Genomic DNA, 2,631 nt, shown 5'->3' with positions numbered 1-2,631 from the left:
CTGTTTAGCAGCGTCTTTCGGTAGCGTGTGTGTGGCGAACCGGTAGCGCGGGCGGGACGACCGGGTAGCGGCGATCCCGCCCGCGGTGGTGTTCAGTCGGCGGCGTCGAGTTTGGTGTGGCGACGCATGTTCGGGCCGGCGAGTTGGACCAGTTCGGCGTTGGACACGATCCGGTTGAGGATCGATTCCGCGATCACGGCGTCATGGAGTGATTTGTACCAGTCGGTGGGGTCGAACTGTGATGTGACGGCTGTCGAGCCTCGTCCCTCACGTGCGGCGAGAATGTTGAGGAGCTCGGCTGCGATCTCGGGGCTGATGGGCGTGGTGAGGAAGTCATCCAATACGAGCAGGTCGCACTCGTGCAGATTCTGGAGGAAGCGGAGCCGTCCTGGGTCGGAGTGGTGCTGGACGGCGAGCTGGTTGGCGAGGTCGTCAAGCCGATAGTATCTGGCTGTGTAGTCGCGTCTGCAGGCGGCGTTGACGAGGGCTTGAGCAAGATATGACTTCCCCACGCTCGAGGAACCCAAGATCACGAGGTTGGTGCAGCGATCGATCCAGCCGCACGATGCAAGCCTGGCGACGACGTCACGGTTCAGTGAGCGCCCATCGAGGTAGTGGATGTCCTCAACGCAGGCAGCCGGGTTCGGGGTGTGCGAGGCTTTCAAGAGCTTGAGCATCCGCCGTTCGCCGCGGGCCGTGCTCTCTCGTTCGAGGGCGTGTCTGATCTTCTGGGAGAAGGTCCACTCATCACAGTCGGGGTCGTTGGCGATCTCGATGACCGCTTCGCCGAAGGCGGTCATGCGCAGCTTCGTGAACAGGGGCATGTCATCAACACTCAGGTGCATGTCAAGCATCGTCAGCCTCCCGCGTGTTCTGCGCCGTGAGGGCTTCGAGGCTGAATGCAGAGATCCCTGCCAGGTGGGCCCCACTGGTGTCTCGACCTGCCGATGATGCCCGAGCAGCGGCGGTGCCAGGCGGTGCGGCCGGCAGCGTGCGAGGTCTTTCGTCCTGCTGAGCCTGCAGCGCGCTCGTGGTGTTCTTGACCGCGGTGTAGGTGATCTGGCGGTGCTCATCACTGTCGATGAGGTGTTGACATGCCTGTTCCAGCAGCACTCGGCCACGACGTTTGCCCAGGTCGAGGATGTTCATACACGAACGGAACCCCTGCGCCTCGATCTTCTTGCGATCGAGCAGGCGCTCCAGGGCTGCGACGGTGGCCGGGCCGACTTTCGCCGCCTGGCGGAGGAAGTAGGCGCGCGTCCACAGTCCCGCCGTCTCTGCCAGGTAGGCAGGTGCATGATCCGGGTCGGTGACGTAGCCGTTGCGATGCCTGCCTCGCCGGTGCCTGGCGACCACGTCCCCGCCGGCGAGGACCTCGACCTGGCTGCCGACGATGCGCACATCCACACTGACTCCCGCGAACTCGTACGGCACGGAATACTTAATCGTGTCGATCTGGATATGCCAGTCCCGATGCACCTTCGCTTTCCTCCAGACGACTGGCTCCCATCTGTGCTCGGGCAGTTCGAGCAGTTCCGGCTTCTCCGCCTCCGTGAACCAGGCGTGGCGGCTGCGTTCCTCACCGCGGAACGGGGTTCTGTGGTTGATCCACTCCACCCGTTCAGCGAGGGCTTCGTTGAGGTCATCGAGAGAGGCGAAGACCTGATCGGCGAGGTAGTGGATGGCCCAGTTCGTCACGACTTTCACACCGGCTTCGACATTGCCCTTATCCCGCGGAGCAGCTGAACGTGTGGGGACTGCAGCGCTGCGGTGATGCTCGAGGAACTGTGCGTAGGCTGCGTTGACGTCGCGTGTGCGTTCGGTCTTGCTGATCTGGTTCGACGCCGTCGAAGCATTGTCCGGGACGACCATGAGGGGCACACCGCCGATGAACTCGAATGCCCGCTGATGACCATCACACCAGGCAGACAGTTTCTCGTCGAGGTAGCCGCGGGCGTAGACGAATCCGGAGTAGGGCAGCGTCGCGACGAACACCGATACCCGGGTGCTCTCTCGTGTGATCGGGTCGAGCAGCTGCATCGGGGACCCGGCCCAATCGACTTGCATCGTGTGCCCGGGCACATGCCGGATGGGGGCGGTGAGATCATGCACGCGCACGTGCTCGGCGACGAGCTCGCAGAACCGGTCGTACCCGTAGTTACGCACGCCCGCGGGCGCATCGGTGTTGACGTACTTCGCCCAGAGCACTTTCAGTGGAGGCTTCTTCCGGCCCACTCTGGCTTGCACGATGGAGTCGAAGTCGATCGGGGCGAATTCGCCGGCGCTGCTCTTGCGGCCGTCGGAGAACAACCGGTCAAGATCCTCGGCGCTGAGCCCCTCGACGTCAGCAACGGTGCTCAAGCGGTGCTCGTCGAGGACGCGGCGAGCTCTGGCGATCGCGCGATGCGAACAGCTGGCCATCACCTCGATCTGCCGGTAGGAACGCTGCTGGATCAGCAACATCATGATGCGTCGGTAGTCGGCCATAGTCGGGGTCCTTCCATCCAGTGCAGCCTCCGTTGGCTGCAGGTGAAAGCAATCCTGGAACACAACACCCGCAAGCGCTACCGATTCCACCCGCCAGTGCTACCGGACCGTCCCACGCACGCTACCAAACCCCGCGGCTAAACA

2 protein-coding genes are annotated in these 2,631 nt (G+C 63.4%); both read right to left on the bottom strand.

Going from position 1 to position 2,631, the window contains the following annotated elements; all coding sequences use genetic code 11:
- Positions 1-92 precede the first annotated feature (92 nt).
- A complete protein-coding gene (locus MTQ12_RS14715) occupies positions 93-854 on the bottom strand; it encodes an ATP-binding protein (protein ID WP_137319612.1) in 762 nt (253 codons plus the stop codon).
- Entirely contained in the window at positions 847-2,487 is a 1,641-nt protein-coding gene (istA, locus tag MTQ12_RS14710) for an IS21 family transposase (protein WP_247619213.1), read from the bottom strand. The genes MTQ12_RS14715 and istA overlap by 8 nt, the downstream gene beginning before the upstream one ends.
- Between the last annotated feature and the right edge of the window lie 144 nt (positions 2,488-2,631).

It is taken from the genome of Brevibacterium sp. R8603A2, assembly GCF_023072605.1.
In the GTDB taxonomy this organism is placed as follows: Bacteria; Actinomycetota; Actinomycetes; order Actinomycetales; family Brevibacteriaceae; genus Brevibacterium; species Brevibacterium pityocampae.
Note: the sequence above shows the minus strand (reverse complement) of the source record. Positions and strands in the feature narration are given on the sequence as shown.

Bases quoted from the DNA above. Each gene is read 5' to 3' on its own strand.
- istA (WP_247619213.1), bottom strand. From the start codon at position 2,487: ATGGCCGACTACCGACGCATCATGATGTTGCTGATCCAGCAGCGTTCC.
- MTQ12_RS14715 (WP_137319612.1), bottom strand. From the start codon at position 854: ATGCTTGACATGCACCTGAGTGTTGATGACATGCCCCTGTTCACGAAG.